General features: G+C 33.6%; 18 protein-coding genes. 17 read left to right on the plus strand and 1 reads right to left on the minus strand.

Annotation, left to right across the window (positions count from 1 at the left end):
- Positions 1 to 22: 22 nt before the first annotated feature.
- The 8 genes from QE431_RS21275 to QE431_RS21310 all read left to right on the plus strand — a co-directional run bounded on the left by QE431_RS21275 (position 23) and on the right by QE431_RS21310 (position 6,897).
- Positions 23 to 910, plus strand: coding sequence for a DMT family transporter (locus tag QE431_RS21275; protein WP_057115347.1), 888 nt, complete (start codon positions 23 to 25; stop codon positions 908 to 910).
- Positions 911 to 1,051: 141 nt separating this feature from the next.
- Positions 1,052 to 1,759 carry an HAD family hydrolase gene (locus tag QE431_RS21280; protein ID WP_057115348.1) on the plus strand — a complete coding sequence of 236 codons (708 nt, stop codon included), beginning with the start codon at positions 1,052 to 1,054 and terminating at the stop codon, positions 1,757 to 1,759.
- Complete coding sequence (locus tag QE431_RS21285) at positions 1,759 to 2,388, plus strand: chloramphenicol acetyltransferase (protein WP_134138692.1); 630 nt, start codon at positions 1,759 to 1,761, stop codon at positions 2,386 to 2,388. The genes QE431_RS21280 and QE431_RS21285 overlap by 1 nt, the downstream gene beginning before the upstream one ends.
- Before the next feature lie 32 nt (positions 2,389 to 2,420).
- Positions 2,421 to 3,815 (plus strand): hypothetical protein, encoded by a 1,395-nt coding sequence (locus tag QE431_RS21290; RefSeq protein WP_057115350.1) that lies wholly within the window; start codon positions 2,421 to 2,423, stop codon positions 3,813 to 3,815.
- A gap of 179 nt (positions 3,816 to 3,994) precedes the next feature.
- Positions 3,995 to 5,119, plus strand: coding sequence for an OmpA family protein (locus QE431_RS21295; RefSeq protein ID WP_057115351.1), 1,125 nt, complete (start codon positions 3,995 to 3,997; stop codon positions 5,117 to 5,119).
- Positions 5,120 to 5,332: 213 nt separating this feature from the next.
- Positions 5,333 to 5,851: a ferritin gene (locus tag QE431_RS21300; RefSeq protein ID WP_057115352.1), complete on the plus strand. Its 519-nt coding sequence runs from the start codon at positions 5,333 to 5,335 to the stop codon at positions 5,849 to 5,851.
- Between the two features lie 79 nt (positions 5,852 to 5,930).
- A complete protein-coding gene (locus QE431_RS21305; RefSeq protein ID WP_029271150.1) occupies positions 5,931 to 6,116 on the plus strand; it encodes a hypothetical protein in 186 nt (61 codons plus the stop codon).
- Between the two features lie 88 nt (positions 6,117 to 6,204).
- On the plus strand, positions 6,205 to 6,897 hold the full coding sequence (locus QE431_RS21310; RefSeq protein WP_307300074.1) for a DUF2461 domain-containing protein: 693 nt from the start codon (positions 6,205 to 6,207) through the stop codon (positions 6,895 to 6,897).
- A gap of 262 nt (positions 6,898 to 7,159) precedes the next feature.
- Here the strand turns inward: QE431_RS21310 and QE431_RS21315 are convergent, their stop codons facing one another.
- Positions 7,160 to 7,492 carry a single-stranded DNA-binding protein gene (locus QE431_RS21315; protein WP_057115354.1) on the minus strand — a complete coding sequence of 111 codons (333 nt, stop codon included), beginning with the start codon at positions 7,490 to 7,492 and terminating at the stop codon, positions 7,160 to 7,162.
- A gap of 177 nt (positions 7,493 to 7,669) precedes the next feature.
- Here QE431_RS21315 and QE431_RS21320 point away from each other — a divergent pair, with 177 nt between their 5' ends.
- The 9 genes from QE431_RS21320 (at position 7,670) to QE431_RS21360 (ending at position 18,024) form a co-directional block, all read left to right on the plus strand.
- Positions 7,670 to 9,199: a bifunctional GNAT family N-acetyltransferase/carbon-nitrogen hydrolase family protein gene (locus QE431_RS21320; protein ID WP_057115355.1), complete on the plus strand. Its 1,530-nt coding sequence runs from the start codon at positions 7,670 to 7,672 to the stop codon at positions 9,197 to 9,199.
- Positions 9,196 to 9,543, plus strand: coding sequence for a hypothetical protein (locus tag QE431_RS21325; protein ID WP_057115356.1), 348 nt, complete (start codon positions 9,196 to 9,198; stop codon positions 9,541 to 9,543). The genes QE431_RS21320 and QE431_RS21325 overlap by 4 nt, the downstream gene beginning before the upstream one ends.
- Before the next feature lie 16 nt (positions 9,544 to 9,559).
- Positions 9,560 to 11,950, plus strand: a complete 2,391-nt coding sequence (locus tag QE431_RS21330; RefSeq protein WP_307300078.1) for a M28 family peptidase — start codon at positions 9,560 to 9,562, stop codon at positions 11,948 to 11,950.
- A 159-nt stretch (positions 11,951 to 12,109) separates the two neighbouring features.
- The gene (locus tag QE431_RS21335) at positions 12,110 to 12,931 is read left to right on the plus strand and encodes an SDR family oxidoreductase (protein ID WP_307300082.1); all 822 of its coding nucleotides are present in this window, start codon (positions 12,110 to 12,112) and stop codon (positions 12,929 to 12,931) included.
- Between the two features lie 156 nt (positions 12,932 to 13,087).
- Complete coding sequence (locus QE431_RS21340) at positions 13,088 to 13,564, plus strand: methylated-DNA--[protein]-cysteine S-methyltransferase (protein WP_307300084.1); 477 nt, start codon at positions 13,088 to 13,090, stop codon at positions 13,562 to 13,564.
- A gap of 92 nt (positions 13,565 to 13,656) precedes the next feature.
- Entirely contained in the window at positions 13,657 to 14,370 is a 714-nt protein-coding gene (locus tag QE431_RS21345) for a 3'-5' exonuclease (protein ID WP_057115360.1), read from the plus strand.
- An 89-nt stretch (positions 14,371 to 14,459) separates the two neighbouring features.
- Positions 14,460 to 15,533 (plus strand): winged helix DNA-binding domain-containing protein, encoded by a 1,074-nt coding sequence (locus QE431_RS21350; protein ID WP_307300087.1) that lies wholly within the window; start codon positions 14,460 to 14,462, stop codon positions 15,531 to 15,533.
- A 348-nt stretch (positions 15,534 to 15,881) separates the two neighbouring features.
- Complete coding sequence (locus tag QE431_RS21355) at positions 15,882 to 17,321, plus strand: nucleoside recognition domain-containing protein (RefSeq protein ID WP_057115362.1); 1,440 nt, start codon at positions 15,882 to 15,884, stop codon at positions 17,319 to 17,321.
- A 25-nt stretch (positions 17,322 to 17,346) separates the two neighbouring features.
- Positions 17,347 to 18,024: a hypothetical protein gene (locus QE431_RS21360; protein WP_307300090.1), complete on the plus strand. Its 678-nt coding sequence runs from the start codon at positions 17,347 to 17,349 to the stop codon at positions 18,022 to 18,024.

Genomic DNA, 18,024 nt, shown 5'->3' on the forward strand with positions numbered 1-18,024 from the left:
ATACACGACTAAAATTCATTAAATGAAACTCACCAAACCAAGATTAGCTTTAATCTGCGGTATACTCTGCATATCTATTTTCCCGATATTGGTAAAATTACGTTTAACACCAGGATTAATTTCGGCTTTTTACCGAATGTTTTTTGCTGTGATTCTGTTATTGCCTTACGTACTTTTAAGTAAAAACTTCAAACTTCCGACTCTTAAATTTACACTTTTAGCAGCGCTTTGCGGGATTTTGTTTTCTTCGGATGTTGCGGTTTGGAATATCGCCATTCAGGAATCAAGCGCGACTCAGGCTTCTTTGTTGACCAATTTATCTCCAGTTTGGGTTGGTGTTGGCTCTTTCTTTTTTCTGAAAGCAAAACCTGCCACAAATTTCTGGATCGGAACATTGGTCGCTTTATTCGGAATGATCACTTTAGTTGGATTTGAGTTTTTTATCGATTTAAACTTTGATAAAGCATTCCTTTTTGCCGTTTTATCTGGAATTCTATATTCGATTTATCTTTTGGTCAGCAAAAATGTGCTTTCAACAGTTGATGTTTTATCATTTATGACGATTAGTTTGATGGCTTCGAGTATTTATTTGGGAATTTTGTGTTATTCGCTAAACGAGCCTTTTACAGGTTTTACCAATACAGGCTGGTTTGTATTAATACTTCAGGCGGTAATTTGTCAATTGTGTGCCTGGCTTTCGATAAGTTACGCAACACAACATATGCGCGCAACCCGCGTTTCTTTAAGTTTATTGAGTCAGGCTGTAATTACCTCCATTTTAGCTTGGTTGTTTTTAGAAGAAAAAATAACTTTACAAATGGTTTTCGGCGGAATCGTTTTACTTTTCGGAATCCGAATTACTTTTTACGATAAAACAATTTCTTTAAAAAGACTGTTTTCAAAGAATTAGATTTAGTTTTCACGCAGATTCAGCAGATTTGAGCAGATTTAAAAAGAATCATTTTAATAATCTGTGGCAAAAATTCGAGAAAATTAGTGGAATTCGTGGCAAAAACTTGAAAAGAAACCTCAAACTTGAAACAAAAAAACTATGTTACATAAAAGCAAAATACCAAATTTAAAAGTAATCGCATTTGATGCCGATGATACTTTATTTGTAAACGAACCTTACTTTCAGGAAACCGAACATAAATTCTGTGCTTTGATGGAAGATTATCTTTCGCATCAAGGCATTTCTCAGGAATTATTCAAAATCGAAATTGCCAATTTACCGTTATACGGATACGGAATTAAAGGATACATTCTTTCGATGATTGAAGCTGCAATGAATATTTCAAATAATACAATTCCAGTTGAAGTAATCGAAAAAATCATTCAATACGGAAAAGAATTACTTGAAAAACCAATTGAACTTTTGGACGGAATCGAAGAAACATTACAGGCTTTACACGGAAAATACAAATTAGTTGTTGCTACAAAAGGCGACTTAAAAGATCAGCACAGCAAATTGCATCGTTCTGGTTTAGGGCATTATTTTCACCATATTGAAGTAATGTCAGACAAACAAGAAGTTGATTATGAAAAACTATTGGGCCGTTTAGACATTCAGGCACATGAATTTTTGATGATCGGAAATTCATTAAAATCAGATGTTCTTCCAGTTTTGGGAATTGGCGGTTATGCCGTTCACATTCCGTTTCACACCACTTGGGAACACGAAAAAATAAATCACAAAGTAGAACACCAGCATTTTAGTTCCTTTGATACTATTGCAGAAGTTGTTCCTAATTTACTATAATGAAAACACTTTTAGACTTAGAAAACTGGAATAGAAAGGAGCATTTTGCTCATTTTAAACAGATGGAAGAACCGTTTTTTGGTGCAACTGTCGAAATCGATTGTACAAAAGCGTATGAGACCGCAAAAAGTATGAACGCTTCTTTTTTCATTTTCTATTTACACAAAACTTTAGCCGCTGTTAATGCAGTTGAAAATTTTAAATATCGAATTTCAGGAGAGCAGATTTATATTAATGATCGCGTAGATGCATCGGCAACAATTGGACGCGAAGACGGAACTTTCGGATTTTCATTAATCGAATATCATCCCGATTTTAAAACTTTCGAGCAAATCGCTTTAAAAGAAATCGAACGCATTCAAAATACAACAGGACTTTTTACCAGATCATTTGATGATGATAATCTCATACATTTTTCTGCAATTCCGTGGTTGAATTTTACATCACTTACGCATGCGCGAAGTTTTACATATCCTGACAGCTGTCCGAAAATTTCATTTGGAAAAATGATGGTATCTGAAACGGGTAAAAGAACCATCTCGATGGCGGTTTATGTACATCATGGTTTGATGGACGGAATGCATGTAGGTCAATTTGTAGATCTTTTTCAAGAGCTTATGAATCAATAAATTAATGGAATGATTTTTGTCGCTAGAAACACATGAAACAAATCTTTCTTTTTCTGTCTATAATTTTTAGCACTGTTTCGATAAGTCAAACAGTGTTAACTTCTTATCCTATAGATTTCAAAAATGTACAAGATCAATGTGAGCTCTTAAACGCAGAAAACACTACTACACATGATGTATTTGCTTTTATAGCATCTCCCAATAATTTTACGATTCTAAAATACAATAGTGCTTTCTTTTTAAAAGATCAGTTTGTAACTAGCCGTCAATATGTCGAAAACAGATCTTTATTGGGATACAGCTTTAGTGAAGATGGCAACCCAACAGTATATTGGTTATCGCCTGAACAAAAAGATATTATAGTTATCAAATACTACTTTGAAAATAAAACAACCAGAGCTTTAAAATTTGCTTTGCCTGTTGACAATCAATCTATTGTTACTCAATATCAAAAAGACAATAATTTTTACTTATTGATGAAATATAAAGATAAGCAGGCATTAACTGCTTATATCTTTAAAAATGGAATGGCCGAAGAAAGGTTTCTCGACTTCTCTCCTTTCATTTTTCGCGATCGAAAAACACAGCAAAAGACATTCAATCAAATTTTGAATGAAAATCCGATTGAGAAAATGGATTCTGGGGAATACAATCCGCTGTTTAAAGTGGTTGCAAAAACTAAATTATATACGCTTCCAAATCGCTTAATTCTGACTTTAGATCAAAGTCTCAGGAAAACGCAGTTGTTTGATATCAATTTGGACAATCTGGAAATCAAAGAGAAGACATTCATGCAGCCGCTCGGTCATAAAAATGCAAGAACCTCAAATTCTTTTTATCACGAAAACAAACTTTATCAGTTTAATGTCAATTCTGATGAGCTTCTATTTGATATCAAAGATTACGATTCTGGCGAATTAATAAAGACATTTACTGTTTCAAAAAATGACACTATCCGCTTTAATAATTCTCCTTTATTAATGCAAATAGAAAATAGACAGCCTAAAGAAATTAAGAAAACAAGTAAATTTTTAAAAGAATTAGCTTCTGTTGATGCTGGTCTTTCTGTGTTTAAAAACAAAAAGAATCTTTTTATCACATTAGGTGGAACTGGCAGTGATTCAAAGGCCATATCTATGAATGGTTTTAATATGTTCGATGATTTTTTTGGAGACTTTCCTCCTCGTAACTATTATATAGAAAGTAATTATTCTGTTTTTTTTGAAAGTGTCTGGACTAAAAAACTGGAACTAACAACAGAAAAACATGAACCTCTCGCCTCAGATAAAATTTATTATTTTATGGACACTCATAAAGAAGTCTCTCTCCCAAACATTCTGAAATTAAACAATTACAGCATTTTGGGTTATTATAACATTACTTCAAAAGAATACGTTTTAAGAAAATTCACAGATGGATTTGACTAAACAAATCAATCTCAATTACTTACTACAAAAAGGCTTTTTTTTCTGCGCTTTATAAAAGCTTTTTAAATTGATTAAAAGCACCATTATATACCTTATTCTAATATCTTTTTGACTTTTAGAGGAAGTATTTACTTACAATTTATCGTTGTTTTGACCCCAAATTTAAAATATCAATAACAATGAAAAAAGTTGTAATGACCCTCGCATTTGCTCTTGGATTAACAGGATTACATGCTCAAACTGAAAACAACGCTACTAGATTTAATAAGTGGTCTATAGAGTTAAACGGTGGTTTGACAAAACCTCAGAGACCATTCTCAGCGGGTTACTCTACAGATACGCCAAGCCCTTGGGTTGGTGATTTAGGAGTTCGTTATATGTTTAATAACAAATTTGGTTTGAAAGCTGATTTTGGATACAATAGTTTTACTGCGAAAAGTAATTCTATAGATTTTGATTCAAAATACTATAGAATAGATTTACAAGCAGTTGCAAACTTAGGACGTATCATGAATTTTGAAACATGGACTAATACATTTGGTTTATTAGGGCATGCAGGTTTTGGTGTAGGTCAATTAAAATCAGATAATTTTACTGAAAGAGATATCGTTGGAAACTTTATTGCTGGTGTTACAGGTCAGATTAGATTATCAAACAGAGTTGCATTAACGGGAGATTTCTCTACAATTTTAAATTCAACACAAGATCATACTTTTGACGGCGCTTACGTTGGTCAAAACAGAGGTTTTTCTGGATTAATTTTCAATGGTACTATTGGTTTGAATGTTTACTTGGGTAAAAATGCTAAGCATGCAGATTGGACTGTAATGACTACAGATAATACTGATCTTTCAGCATTAGAAAACAAAATAGCAGATCTTGAGTCACAAATCAAAAAGATTCCTGCACAAAAAGAAGTAGTTATCGAAAAACAAGCACAGCCAGTTGATAATGATTTGATCAAAAGAATGATCAATGATAAGTACTACAGTGTGTACTTTGATTTCAACAAAACAACTCCAATCGAAAACTCAACTGCAGCCATCGACGTTGTTTTAAATTACTTGAGAAAAAATCCATCTGCATCACTTGACCTTGTAGGTTATGCGGATCAAGTTGGAAAAGCAGAATACAACGAAAGATTATCAAACGCTAGAGCAAATAATATAAAAACAATTTTTGAGAAAGCAGGAATTGCTTCATCTCGTTTGAATGTTATTGCTAACGGAGCTGATACATCAATCCAAAAAGATTCTGATGAAGCTAGAAGATTAGCAAGAAGAGTTACTTTTATTGTGAAATAAACAACTTTGAATAGTAATAAAGCCCGAATTCTAATTCGGGCTTTTTATTTTTATAAAATTTCAACAATCTTATTTTCAAACCATTACATAATACTAAAAAAAGTAAAAAGCATTACTGTTCTATATTTAGTCTGAATCTGAATAGATCCGAAAGCATTTAAACAATTTCTTTGTTGGTCTTTTTTTCTTAATTTTACAAAAAAGACACGTATTATGCTATCAAAAAATATTGAATCGGCTTTAAACAAGCAAATCCGCATAGAAGCAGAATCTTCACAAACTTATCTTTCTATGGCTTGTTGGGCTGAAGTACACGGATTAGAGGGAATCGCTCAATTTATGTACACACAGTCAGATGAAGAGCGCGCACATATGCTTAAATTGGTTAAGTATGTTAACGAACGCGGAGGACATGCTCAGGTTACAGACCTAAAAGCACCTAGAATAACATATTCTACATTTAAGGAAATGTTTGAGGAGCTTTACAATCATGAGATTTTTGTTTCGCAATCTATCAACGAATTAGTACACATAACTTTTGAAGAAAAAGATTATGCAACACATAATTTCTTACAGTGGTATGTTTCTGAACAAATTGAAGAAGAAGCTACAGCTAAATCTATCTTAGATAAAATCAACTTGATTGGTGAAGATAAAGGCGGATTGTATTTATTCGACCGTGATATTCAGCAGTTAACAGTTACTAGCTCGATCGCTATTAATCCTAAATAAAAAAGTTAAAGTTTATTTAGAATATTTAAAAATAACTTTTTTCTTTTATATTTGCCTCTGTTTTTAATACCGAGGAAAATTGAGCAAGAAAGAAAAAGACAAGGACAAGAAAAAGGATAAAAAGAAAAAGAAAAACAAAGATATCCTTGATAAAATTAAGAAGATTGAAAATTGCAAATCTTCTTGCTGTGAGAAATATAAAAAGAGCGAAAAGAAACGCTGCTCACGCTGTCCTATGTTTGATTTATTCAAAAAAACTGCTTAACAAAATATAGAAAAACCCACTAGATTTCTCTGGTGGGTTTTTTAGTTTTAAATTGCAGTCAATTCTTCAGATTTTTTTTAATTCAATTATGGAAAACCACGTTACAATACCGAAATCGAGTCTTGATTTTCTGGTTCAGCTCAAAGAAAATAATAACAAACCTTGGTTTGAAATCAATAAGCCACAATACTTAATAGAACTAAATCATATTGAAAATTTTGCAGGCGCTTTACTTAAAGAACTCTCTAAAAGCGATGTTTTAGAAAATGCTTCAGGCAAAAAAAGTGTTTACAGAATTTACCGCGACATTCGTTTTTCTAAAGATAAAACTCCCTTTAAAACTTTTTGGGGCGGCAGTTATACACGTGCCACAGCGGCAAGACGCGGCGGTTATTATTTTCATCTAGAAAAAGGCAACAGCTTTTTTGCTGGAGGTTTCTGGGGACCAAACGCTGCAGATTTAAAACGAATACGAACAGAATTTGCCTACGATCCTGAAACTTTTCAGAACATACTCCACTCAAAATCTTTTATCAGCAACTTTGGAACTTTACAGGGCGAACAATTGAAAACAGCTCCAAAAGGTTTTGATATAGATCATCCTGCGATCGATTTGCTGCGTTTCAAACAATTTTTGGTCATCAAACGATTTACAGATAAAGAAGTCTTGAGTCCAAATTTTTTAGAACAGGCTTTGGATGCTTTTAAAAACATGAGACCTTTTTTTGATTATATGAGCGAAGTGCTTACAACGGATGCTAATGGCGTTTCGATCTTATAAAATCGGGAATTACTTCTACATTTAATATTCCGTAGGAATATCTCATCGGTAGAAAAAATATATTTTGTTGTGCATTGTGTCCTGTAGGGACATCTGTTTTTTACGAAAATAGCACCGTTAATCACACGTTCCTATGGAACGTATATGAGCAATCTACATTTTTTTCTACCGATGAGACATTCCTACGGAATGAAAATACTTTAAACCCGAAAGTTTTTTAAAACCTTTCGGGTTTATTTTCTATTAATTATCAATCTAAAGCTTATTTACTTAGCAGTAAAATTTCATTTACTACAACTTCTGTAATATATCTTTTTTCTCCATTTTTGTCGTCATAACTTCTATGCGTTAACTTCCCGTCAATAGCAACTTCTTTTCCTTTTACAACAAACTTTTCGATAATTTCGGCTGTTTTTCCCCACGCAGTTACGCGATGCCATTCGGTTTGTTCTACCTTATCCCCTTTCTCATTTCTGTAAACATCGTTTGTAGCAATTGTTAAATGGGCTAGCTTTTTACCGCTTTCTAATGTTTTAATTTCTGGATTATTCCCTACATTCCCAATTAATTGTACTCTGTTTTTCATTGCATTCATGGCGTATATTATTTTATTGTTATTATAAATTGAAATTGTTCGTCAACTTCAACAGTGCAAAGATGATACAACTCAACAATTACAGTCGGTTAGTAACTATTTACTATCGACTGTAACTATTTGTAAGCGTTTGTAAATGGAAATTCTTTTTTGTATATTTGAGATAAATCTTACTATATGCAGGCAAAAATTAATAAAGTCGAGTTACGAAATTTAGAAATTGAAGACTATAAACAACTAAAAAAATCGATGATTGAATCGTATCCAGAAATGGCCGATTCGTATTGGGGATCTGATGATATTGAAAGACTGCTTTCTATTTTTCCAGAAGGGCAATTGGTAATTTTAGTTGACGGAAAGGTTGTGGGCTCTGCATTATCGCTTATTGTCGATGAAAAATTAGTAGACAAAAAACACAATTACCAGCAGATTAGCGGTGATTATAAATTTTCTACACATAATAAAAATGCTGAAATCTTATACGGAATAGATGTTTTTATCCACCCAAACTACAGAGGTCTGCGTTTGGGACGCCGATTGTATGATGCAAGAAAAGAACTTTGCGAGCAACTAAACTTAAAAGCAATTGTTTTTGCTGGTAGAATTCCAAGTTACAGGGAACACGCCAAAAAAATGTCTCCTAAAACTTATATCGAAAAAGTACGCACCAAAGAATTATATGACCCAGTGCTTTCTTTCCAGTTAAGCAATGATTTTCACGTGATACGAATCATCAAAAATTACTTGGAAGGCGATGAAGAATCAAAAGAATTTGCTGTTTTACTGGAGTGGAATAATATTTACTACGATGAAAGTCCAAGACTGATTAATCTGAAGAAGAATATTATTCGTTTGGGATTGATTCAGTGGCAGATGCGTCCGCTAAATAATGTTGAGGCATTGTTTGAGCAGGCTGAATTTTTTATTGATGCCGTTTCGGGATATGGATCTGACTTTGCACTGTTTCCAGAATTATTCATTGCGCCTTTAATGGCCGACTACAATCATTTATCTGAAGCAGAAGCGATTCGTGAACTCGCACGCCACTCTGATCCCATTAGAAAGCGTTTTCAGGAATTTGCCATTTCATACAACATCAATATTATTACAGGAAGTATGCCGTATCTAGAAAACGGAAATCTTTACAATGTTGGTTTTTTATGTAAAAGAGACGGAACTTCAGAAATGTATACTAAAATTCATATCACGCCAAATGAAGTGATTCATTGGGGAATGAAGGGTGGTTCTCAATTTAAAACTTTTGATACCGATTGTGGAAAAATTGGAATTTTAATCTGCTACGATGTCGAATTCCCAGAAGTTTCCAGGCTGTTAGCAGATGAAGGAATGAATATTTTATTTGTTCCGTTTTTGACGGATACACAAAATGGTTATACACGTGTAAAACATTGTTCGCAGGCACGCGCGATTGAAAATGAATGTTATGTAGCCATAGCAGGTTGCGTAGGAAATCTTCCGAAAGTGAATAATATGGACATTCAATATGCGCAGTCTTCTGTTTTTACTCCTTCTGATTTTGCTTTTCCAAGTAATGGAATTAAAGCAGAAGCAACTCCAAACACAGAAATGACTTTAATTGTAGATGTTGATCTGAATTTATTAAAAGAACTTCACGAACATGGAAGCGTAAAAACATTAAAAGACCGTAGAACAGATCTTTATGAAATTAAAAAATTGAATACATGAAAACTTGCCTGGAATGCTCAGCTAAAATTGTCGGCCGCGAAGACAAAAAATTCTGCTCAGACAGCTGCCGTAATGCGTACAATAATAAAATAAATAAAGATAGTACTAATTTCATGCGAAATATAAATAACAAGTTACGCAAAAATTACCGTATTTTGGCAGAGCTAAATGTAGATGGAAAATCAAAGGCTTCTAGAGACAAATTGTTGACAAAAGGCTTTGATTTTGAGTTTTTTACCAATATTTTGCAAACCAAAACAGGAAATACATATTATTTCTTGTACGACCAAGGTTATCGTTCCTTGGACAATGATTATTTTATGCTTGTTAAAAAAGAAATATAGTTAGTATCTGTTAACCATGAGAAAAAACCAAACCTCAATTCTAGCCATAGCCTGTGTCTTAGCTTTATTAGGCATTATATACATTACCATGATGCCTCAAGGAATTTCTAAAGACGATGAAGCGCTTGCGGAATTCTCAACCGAGAGAGCGCTTAACCAAGTAGAAATTATTGCACAGAAACCTCATTATGTCGGGTCAACCAATCACGAATTAGTTGCCAATTACCTTAAACTCGAACTAAACAGGATAGGCTTAGAAACTAGCGTTCAGGAAGGTTTTACTCTAAATGATAAAGGTATTTTAGTAAAGTCCAAAAACATTCTGGCCAGAATTAAAGGAACTAACAATACAAAAGCCCTTTTATTGCTTTCACATTATGACAGTGCACCGCATTCTTTCTCAAAAGGTGCAAGTGACGATGCTTCTGGTGTTGCCACAATTTTAGAAGGAGTTCGTGCTTTTTTATATTCGAAACATCCTCAAAAAAATGATATCATAATATTATTTTCTGATGCCGAAGAATTAGGTTTAAATGGAGCTGCATTATTCGTCAATCAGCATCCTTGGGCAAAAGATGTTGGTTTGGCCTTAAACTTTGAAGCTCGAGGATCTTCTGGCCCTAGTTATATGTTAATGGAAACCAATAAAGGAAACGAAGCGCTGGTTAGAGAATTTTCTAAAGCGAAAACTTCTCATCCCGTTTCCAATTCGTTGATGTACAGTATCTACAAAATGCTTCCTAATGATACTGACTTAACTGTTTTTAGAGAACAAGGCAATATTCAAGGTTTCAATTTTGCTTTTATCGATGGGCATTTCAACTATCACACACAGCAAGACGATGTACAGCATCTAAACAAAACGACTTTAGCACATCAAGGTACTTACATAATGCCTTTGCTGAAATACTTAACCAATATTGATTTAAATCAGACAGAATCTACTCAAGACGATGTTTATTTCAGTGCTCCATTTTCATTTATTAGTTACCCATTTGCTTGGGTAATGCCAATGACATTAATTGCTTTCGGATTATTAGTTTTATTTATCTTTATTGGAAAAGTAAAAAGAATAATCACTTTTAGAGAAATTTTTAGAGGATTTGTACCGCTTTTAGGTTCAATTATAATCGCTGGTTTGGTGACATTTTTAGGATGGAAATTGATCTTAGAAATTTACCCTCAGTATTCTGACCTTTTAAATGGTTTTACCTACAATGGCCACGCATATATTGGGGCATTTGTAACTTTGAGCATTGCAATTTGTTTTGCTTTCTATCATCATTTCTCCGAGGCCAAAATCACGATGAATCATTTTGTGGCACCTTTACTGCTCTGGATTATCATCAATGCATTTTTAGCAAACAGCTTGACAGGTGCTGGTTTCTTAATTATTCCAGTTTATTTCGGAGTACTTTTATTCGGAATATTTGTTTTTACACAACATTACAGTTTAGGCGTCAATCTGCTTTTTAGTATTCCTGCTTTAGCAATCGTTGCTCCATTTATAGTAATGTTCCCAGTTGGGTTAGGACTTAAAATTCTATTTGGAAGTGCTGTTTTAACTGTTTTACTATTCGGATTGCTACTGCCAATATTTGGAGATTTCGCAAGAAAAGGTGTTTGGACAGTTGTTTTCTTTCTAGTTTCGATCTCATTTTTCATTTACGCAGGATATCATTCTGATTATGAATACGGAAAAGCCAAATCTAACAGCTTATTATACGTTTACAATGCTGATAATAATTCTGCAGTATGGACAACTTATGACACAAATTTAGACGAATGGACCAAATCTTATTTGGGCGAAAAGAATAAAAATGCCGTTGGTTTAAATAGACTTCCTCTTGCCAGCAAATACAATACAACTTTTACTCATAGTGCAATTGCACCGGTTGTCGATATTCCGAAACCAACAATTCAATTCTTAAGAGACAGCGTTATTGGAAATAATAGATATTTGAAAATCAAAATTACTCCTAACCGAAAAGTAAATCGATACGATATTTATGCTAACCCTAAAATGACCTTTTACAACTTTAAAGCCAACGGCGTTTCAACTTTAGGAGAGAAAGGCAATCGTTTACAACGAGAAGACAGTAAAATTCTACGTTATTATGTTGTCGGAAATGAACCGCTTGTAATGGATTTTTACATCAACAAATCGTCTATTTTTGATATGGATTTAATAGAAAGCTCATTTGATTTAATGAGCAATCCATTATTTAATATTAAACCCAGGGAAAACTGGATGATGCCGACTCCTTTTGTTTTAAATGATGCCGTTTTAATACAGCAGAAAATAAAAAGATACGTAGCACCAATAAAACCTATTGAACCTGTTATTGTTAAAGACAGTCTAGCTATTCCAAAAGACAGCATAAAACCAGTCGCAGTACCACAATAAAATTTAAGGCAGATTCAAAATCTGCCTTTTTCTTTATCAATTTTTTATATTTCTAATCTTATTGGGCAAAGATCTTCAGATGGTATTAAAAAATCTTTTTTTAATCTTTCAATCTGTTACAAAAACCTCTGTACCTTTGAACCTTTGAACCTCGAAAAAATGACAAAAATTAGTATTCTAGGCTGCGGATGGCTCGGATTTCCCTTAGCAAAAAAGTTAATTGAAAATGGAAATTCAGTCAAAGGGTCAACAACTTCAGAAAATAAGCTTTCAATTTTAGAAATTGCTGGAATCAATCCATTTTTGGTTACTATTGAAGCCGATGGAGTTTCTGAAAACATCGATACTTTTTTAGCGGAAAGCGAAATCTTAATTATAGATATTCCACCAAAATTGCGAGGAAATCAAGATATCTCGACTACGCTCGAAATGACATTCGTGAGAAAAATACAAAATCTAATTCCGTTTATAGAAAAATCGAGCGTTTCAAAAGTACTTTTTGTGAGTTCAACTTCTGTTTATGGAGATGATAACGAATTGATTACAGAAGAAACCATAGCAAATCCCGAAACAGAAAGCGGCAGACAACTGCTTTTAGCAGAAAAAATTCTTCAAAACAATCCAAACTTCGAAACTACAATTCTACGTTTCGGCGGATTGATTGGCGAAGACCGTCATCCAGTTAAGTTTTTAGCTGGAAAAGAAAACCTTGAAAATCCAGATGCGCCTGTAAATTTAATTCATCAAAATGATTGCATTTCAATCATAGAAGAAATCATAAAACAGTCTAAGTGGAATGAAGTTTTTAATGCTGCTGCACCTTTCCATCCAACAAGAGAGGAATATTATACACAAAAAGCAAAAGAACAAAACTTAGTTTTGCCGAAATTCAGCTCCGAAAAGTCAAATATTAAAAAGGTCATTTCGAGTGAAAAAATCGAAACTATTTTAAACTATAAGTTTGATTTAAAAGAATATTAAAACTTGAATGTCAGGCTGAGAGAAGTTGAAGCCATCTTCAGAAGCCTTCGACTTCGCTCGGGATGACAATCATTCTTAAATTACTTCAATAACTTATATGGTTTAAAAAAACTTTGCGAACTTTGCGATAAATCTAAGCACCTCTGCGGTTAAAAAATGGAAACAGTCTACATCAATTCGCCTCTAGGAATCACCAAAATTATTGGAGATGAAAATGGTATTGCTGTAATTTCAGTTTCTGATGTAGGTTCAAATGAAGTTTCAAAAGAAATTCCAGAAGTTTTACAAAAAGCCGTTTCTCAGTTGAATGAATATTTCGAAGGCAAAAGAACGGATTTTGATCTCAAACTAAATCCAAAAGGAACCGAGTTTCAGCAGAAAGTCTGGAAATCTTTATTAGAAATTCCATTTGGGAAAACAGTAAGTTATATGGACCAAACCAAAAAATTGGGAGATGTAAAGGCGATTCGCGCTGTAGCTTCGGCAAATGGTAAAAATCCGTTATGGATTGTTGTTCCCTGTCACCGCGTTATTGGAACAAATGGATCGCTAACAGGCTACGCCGGCGGATTGTCCCGCAAGAAATGGCTTTTGGAACACGAAAAACCATCTGCACAACAAAGTTTATTCTAACTTTCATATCGTAAGAATTTTGTGCAACTTTGTACAAGTTTCAATACTAAAATCTAAAAGTCTAACCCTCTAAATATCTAAGAAGTCTAAAAATGATTGAAAAAATAAACCTTAACAACATTTTATTTCTTGATATAGAAACCGTTCCAGAAGAAGAAAATTTCAATTCGCTTGACGCAGAAATGCAGTCATTATGGGATTTGAAAACGCAATATCAGCGAAAAGACGATTTCTCTGCAGAAGAATTTTACGAACGTGCTGGAATTTGGGCCGAATTTGGAAAAATCATTTGTATCTCGGTTGGCTTTTTTACTATTAAAGGTGATATTCGAAATTTTAGGGTTACTTCCTTTTTTGGTGAAGAAAAGAAGATTTTGAAAGATTTTTCGAATCTCATTAATAATCATTTCAATCAGCCGCAGCATCTTTTGTGCGGTCATAATTCAAAAGAATTTGATATTCCGTTTATTGCAAGAAGAATGATTATTAACCAAATGCCAATTCCGGATAAACTGAATTTATTTGGAAAAAAACCTTGGGAAATTCCACATTTAGATACTTTAGAATTATGGAAGTTTGGCGATTATAAACATTTTACTTCCTTAAAGCTATTAACCAAGATTTTAGGTGTCCCATCGCCAAAAGGCGATATTGACGGAAGTCAAGTTGCTCATGTCTATTATGTCGAAAAAGATATTGATCGAATTGTAACTTATTGCGAAAAAGATACAATTGCTGTAGCACAGATTTTCCTTCGTTTGCGACGCGAAGATTTATTGATTGATGATGAGATTATTCATGTGTAGTTTTTCAAGGTGCTTAGGTACTGAGGTTCTAAGATGCTGATTTTTTTCATGAACTGATATAACTTTTATGGTTTAAAATAATTCCTAAAATGATTTATTCTGAGATTTCACATCATCGTCTTGTTTCACAGAAACTGTATAGAACAAGTAATCTTTCGCCGCAGGAAATTGTACAGCATTTGGGTGCTATGCAGGCTCAGGATTATGCTATGGCAAAATGGGCTGTTGGTTCTCGATGCAATGCAACTGAAAAAGAAATCGAAGAAGCGGTAAATTCTGCAAAAATCATTAGAACACATATTCTTCGTCCGACCTGGCATTTTGTTTCTGCTGAGGATATTTATTGGATGTTAGAACTTTCGGCCCCTCAGGTGAAACGTTTTACTGCGGCGGCGGCTAAAAAATATGGTTTCGATGCTAAAAAACTAGATCAGATTAACAATTCTATCGAGAAGTTATTGGCAGGAAAGAATCATTTAACGCGCGACGAAATTATGCAGGAACTTGATATCAAAAAAAGTTCGAAAGAAGATTTCCTTAGCGCGGCCATTATGATGAATGCAGAACTAGACGGTTTAGTGTGTAATGGAGAAATGAAGGGTAAACAAATTACATATGCTTTGCTTGAAGAAAGAGTTCCAAAATCTAAAACCAAATTGACAAAAGAAGAAGGTTTGGCAAAATTAGCTCAGCGTTATTTTGAAAGTCACGGTCCAGCAACAGTATTAGATTTTTCCTGGTGGTCTGGCTTTCCGCCTACAATTTGCAACAAAGCAATAAATGCAATTGATTTGCAATTAAGCTCAATGCCTATTGATAATCAGACTTATTGGTTCAAAAAAGATCATTCAAATCTGGATACCTTTCGCGAAAGCGTGCATTTTCTCCCAGCATTTGATGAGATTCTTATTTCATACAAAACCCGTGAAGCTTCTATCCTGCAAGAACATCAAAGTTTAGCTTTTACCAATAATGGCATTTTTAAACCTATTATTCTTGAGAACGGAAAAGTAATTGGAACTTGGAAACGAACTATTAAAAAAGATCACGCCAAAATAGAAACACAGTTTTTTAATGAAACGGAGAGTTCGAAAAAAGCCATTTTATTTGAAGGAATTAAAGCTTTTGAAAATTATCTGGAAACAAAAGTTGTTATTGAATAAGTTTTTATTTCGCTCCGCTGGAGCTTTTTCTATTTTGTTTTCATCCTTTTTTCTATAAATATTTCGCCTCGATGAGGCTTTTTTAGTTCTGCTAGCAGCGTATTACTTATGCTATTATAATAATCATATCGCTCCGCTGGAGCTTTTTCAATTTTGTTTTCCATTCTTTTTCTATAAATATTTCGCCTCGCTGAGACTTCTTTAAGCTCTATTAAGAACATCTTAATCAACATCAATTTACTCTAATACGATAAACGTACCAAATCTTTAGCCCTATCGGGGCGACATCTGAATAAAATATTTATGCATTTTATCGCTAAATAATTACATTTACAAAAAAATGTAATTATGGTATTAAGTAGATTTTGGTTAACGATTTTTATTTCTTCGATAGTTTTTATTGTAGTCAGTTTGTTTACTGCTAATACTTATACTATTGATTCTGTTTTGAATGGAAAGAAAGATGATCCTGTTTTAGTATCTGAAAAATACGTTGAAGAACTTCCTGCTTTTATCAAAGACAGCATACAAAAAGCACCAGATCAAACCATGATTATCAATCGTGATACGCTGAATGCCGACACAACTTACGTTTATAAAAACAAAACTGTAAAAATTTTTAGCGGACTTCAGAAATCAGATGGTTTACTGCCTACTTGTAAAAGCACTTTGGTCGATTTAATCTTACCGCTTATTGCTTACTTGGCTTTTTTCTGCGGATTAATGGAACTTTTGATTATTTCTGGAGCTTCAGGAAAATTAGCTAAAGCTTTGAGTCCGGTATTTGTAAAAGTATTCCCGACTATTCCTAAAAACCACCCTTCGATTTCCTATATGACCTTAAACTTTGCTGCGAATTTCTTAGGATTAGATTCGGCTGCAACTCCGTTTGGACTTAAAGCCATGGAAAGTTTACAGGAAATAAACCCCGATAAAGACAAAGCAAGCGATGCACAGATCATGTTTATGTGCCTTCACGCGTCTGGTTTAACTTTAATTGCAACTTCAATCATTGGTTACCGCGCGGCTGCAAATGCAACGAATCCAGCCGATGTAATGCTGCCTTGTATCATTACTTCATTCATTGGTACTATTGCCGCTTTCTTAATTGTCGGAATCAAACAAAAAATCAACTTTAAAAGTGCTTCGCTTTTAATTGGGTTGATGGGTTTAATCGCTGCAATTGTTGGTTTATTGATGTACGTGAATCATTTGGATTTAATCGGAAAAAATTATTTCACTTCTAACCTTTCAGGTTTAATACTTTTGGCGATTATTGCTTTTACGCTGATTTTTTCATTCAGACACGAGCAAAAATTTAAAGATGCCAACACTACTGTTTTTGACACTTTTGTAGTTGGAGCAAATAATGGAGTTAAAACTGGAGTAACTATTTTCCCTTATGTATTAGGAATGTTAGTCGCAATCTCATTATTCAGAAATAGCGGTTTATTCGAAATTATTAGTGACGGAATTGGATTTGTATTTTCAAATTTAGGTGTAAGCAAAGAAATTACAAATGCGCTTCCTGTGGCAATGCTTCGCCCGTTTAGTTCGGCTGGATCAAGAGGATTTTTGATTGATTCTATGAATACTTTTGGAGCAGATTCGTTGACAGCAAGATTAAGCAGTATTTTTCAGTGTAGTGCCGAAAGTACATTCTATGTTATTGCAGTTTATTTCGGATCTGTAAACATCAAAAACACACGCTATGCATTAGGAACAATGCTTTTAGTTGATTTGATTTGTGTAATTACTGCGATTTTTGTTGCGACTTGGTTCTTTTAATTCATTTTAATCAAAAAAAAAAAATATGAATTTATTTAAGAAGCTTTTTAATAAAGAACAGAAGGTTGAAAGTATAAAAGAATCTGAAGAACAAATTCATTTTACTGAAGACCAAACGGCTGTTGAAGAGCCTAAAGCTGAAGAAAATAAATTTGAACCCAATAAGATTGACTGGCTCATAAACGATTCTATTTTGACTTTTATGCCACGCGAGTTGTATATGCATTATTCTGATGCTGCTACTGCGAAAGATCTTCAAAATCCTTCTTGGCAAAATCAAGGAATATATTTCTGGAAAGAGAATGAAGCTTTTGAAAACAAATCTCTTCCCGAGTTTTTTGAAACTATGGATCAAAAATTATTCGTTATCAATGAAGCTCCGGATTATATCGATCTCGTTTCTGGAAAAGCCATGCCTTGGTTTGGAATGCCGGGCGGCGGCGAAAAATTCTTTTTTAGATATGATGAAAGCACTCCGGTAACCTTAGAAGAAGTTCATAAACTCAATATCATCAAATATGTCAAAGTTATAGAGTTGAATTATGATAATCTCAGCGTTTTAAATGACCGCGATAATTACTGCTTTTTAATCGATCCTAAAGAAGTAAAGTACGAAGATCAGCTTTTCTATCTCAACGGAGAAAAAATATCATTAGCCGAACTATATCAAAAAAAGAAACTTTTAGTTTTATCAGTAGAATAA

Source organism: Flavobacterium sp. SORGH_AS_0622, assembly GCF_030818825.1.
In the GTDB taxonomy this organism is placed as follows: domain Bacteria; phylum Bacteroidota; class Bacteroidia; order Flavobacteriales; family Flavobacteriaceae; genus Flavobacterium.

Excerpts from the sequence above, each read along its gene's own strand:
- QE431_RS21285 (WP_134138692.1), top strand. The coding sequence starts at position 1,759 with ATGAAAACACTTTTAGACTTAGAAAACTGGAATAGAAAGGAGCATTTT.
- QE431_RS21310 (WP_307300074.1), top strand. The coding sequence starts at position 6,205 with ATGGAAAACCACGTTACAATACCGAAATCGAGTCTTGATTTTCTGGTT.
- QE431_RS21275 (WP_057115347.1), top strand. The coding sequence starts at position 23 with ATGAAACTCACCAAACCAAGATTAGCTTTAATCTGCGGTATACTCTGC.
- QE431_RS21295 (WP_057115351.1), top strand. The coding sequence starts at position 3,995 with ATGAAAAAAGTTGTAATGACCCTCGCATTTGCTCTTGGATTAACAGGA.
- QE431_RS21330 (WP_307300078.1), top strand. The coding sequence starts at position 9,560 with ATGAGAAAAAACCAAACCTCAATTCTAGCCATAGCCTGTGTCTTAGCT.
- QE431_RS21350 (WP_307300087.1), top strand. The coding sequence starts at position 14,460 with ATGATTTATTCTGAGATTTCACATCATCGTCTTGTTTCACAGAAACTG.
- QE431_RS21300 (WP_057115352.1), top strand. The coding sequence starts at position 5,333 with ATGCTATCAAAAAATATTGAATCGGCTTTAAACAAGCAAATCCGCATA.
- QE431_RS21335 (WP_307300082.1), top strand. The coding sequence starts at position 12,110 with ATGACAAAAATTAGTATTCTAGGCTGCGGATGGCTCGGATTTCCCTTA.
- QE431_RS21345 (WP_057115360.1), top strand. The coding sequence starts at position 13,657 with ATGATTGAAAAAATAAACCTTAACAACATTTTATTTCTTGATATAGAA.
- QE431_RS21360 (WP_307300090.1), top strand. The coding sequence starts at position 17,347 with ATGAATTTATTTAAGAAGCTTTTTAATAAAGAACAGAAGGTTGAAAGT.
- QE431_RS21325 (WP_057115356.1), top strand. The coding sequence starts at position 9,196 with ATGAAAACTTGCCTGGAATGCTCAGCTAAAATTGTCGGCCGCGAAGAC.
- QE431_RS21280 (WP_057115348.1), top strand. The coding sequence starts at position 1,052 with ATGTTACATAAAAGCAAAATACCAAATTTAAAAGTAATCGCATTTGAT.
- QE431_RS21355 (WP_057115362.1), top strand. The coding sequence starts at position 15,882 with ATGGTATTAAGTAGATTTTGGTTAACGATTTTTATTTCTTCGATAGTT.
- QE431_RS21340 (WP_307300084.1), top strand. The coding sequence starts at position 13,088 with ATGGAAACAGTCTACATCAATTCGCCTCTAGGAATCACCAAAATTATT.
- QE431_RS21320 (WP_057115355.1), top strand. The coding sequence starts at position 7,670 with ATGCAGGCAAAAATTAATAAAGTCGAGTTACGAAATTTAGAAATTGAA.
- QE431_RS21315 (WP_057115354.1), bottom strand. The coding sequence starts at position 7,492 with ATGAATGCAATGAAAAACAGAGTACAATTAATTGGGAATGTAGGGAAT.
- QE431_RS21290 (WP_057115350.1), top strand. The coding sequence starts at position 2,421 with ATGAAACAAATCTTTCTTTTTCTGTCTATAATTTTTAGCACTGTTTCG.